Source organism: Marinobacter algicola DG893, assembly GCF_000170835.1.
In the GTDB taxonomy this organism is placed as follows: Bacteria; Pseudomonadota; Gammaproteobacteria; order Pseudomonadales; family Oleiphilaceae; genus Marinobacter; species Marinobacter algicola.
Genome location: NZ_ABCP01000097.1, coordinates 1 through 1,282 on the forward strand (window position 1 = coordinate 1; position 1,282 = coordinate 1,282).

Sequence of the window (1,282 nt, forward strand, 5' to 3'; positions counted from 1 at the left end):
GTCGAAATGACCGACACCCCGGATGACGCGGACATCCTGTTGCTGAACACCTGCTCCATCCGCGAAAAAGCGCAAGAAAAAGTGTTCCACCAACTGGGTCGCTGGAAGAAACTGAAAAACAGCAAACCGGACCTGATCATCGGCGTCGGCGGTTGCGTCGCCAGCCAGGAAGGCCAGGCTATCATAGACCGGGCACCCTACGTGGACATGGTATTTGGCCCGCAAACCCTGCACCGCCTGCCGGACATGATCACCGAAGTCCGCGCCAAGGGTAACGGCGTTGGCGTGGTAGACGTCAGCTTCCCGGAAATCGAGAAGTTCGACAACCTGCCTGATCCCGGTGCCGACGGCCCGTCCGCGTTTGTCTCCATTATGGAAGGCTGCAGCAAATACTGCACTTTCTGCGTGGTGCCCTACACCCGTGGCGAGGAAGTCAGTCGGCCGGTGGACGACGTGATCGCGGAAGTCGCCCACCTGGCCAGCCAGGGCGTGCGTGAGGTGAACCTGTTGGGCCAGAACGTCAATGCCTACCGTGGCGAAACCCACGATGGCGACGTGATGGACATGGCGGAGCTGGTGACCCTGATCGCCACCATCGACGGTATTGACCGTATCCGGTATACCACCTCACACCCGGTGGAGTTTTCGGACTCGCTGATCGAAGCCTATGAGCAGGTACCAGAATTGGTCAGCCACCTGCACTTGCCGGTACAAAGCGGCTCAGACCGAGTCCTCGCGGCCATGAAGCGCGGCCATACGGCACTGGAGTACAAATCCAAACTCCGCCGCCTGCGCAAGATCCGCCCGGACATCAGCTTCTCCTCGGATTTCATCATTGGCTTCCCGGGGGAAACCGAGAAGGATTTCCAGGACACCATGAAGCTGATCAACGATATTGGCTTTGATATGTCGTTCAGTTTCATCTACAGCGCCCGGCCCGGCACTCCGGCGGCGGACCTGCCGGATGACACGCCACTGGAGGTGAAGAAACAGCGCCTGAGCATTCTTCAGGACCGGCTGAATCAGAACGTGATGGACATCAGCCGCAAGATGGTCGGCTCAACCCAGCGCATTCTGGTGACCGGCCTGTCCAAGAAAGACCCCGGTGAATACGCGGGCCGTACCGAGAATAACCGTATTGTGAACTTCCGGCATGAGAATCCGGAGGTGGTTGGGCACTTTATCGATGTGGAGATTCGGGAGGCTCTGCCTAATTCCCTTCGCGGGGTTCCTGTGGGTTCCGAGATGTATTAAACCTTGGCCCCATGCGTCTCGGGTTTGG

The 1,282-nt window shown here is 58.7% G+C and carries 1 protein-coding gene; it reads left to right on the top strand.

Features of this window, described 5'->3' with window-relative positions; all coding sequences use genetic code 11:
- A partial coding sequence (gene miaB, locus MDG893_RS20370; protein WP_007155745.1) for a tRNA (N6-isopentenyl adenosine(37)-C2)-methylthiotransferase MiaB occupies window positions 1-1,254 on the top strand: 1,254 nt, incomplete at its 5' end.
- Window positions 1,255-1,282 lie beyond the last annotated feature (28 nt).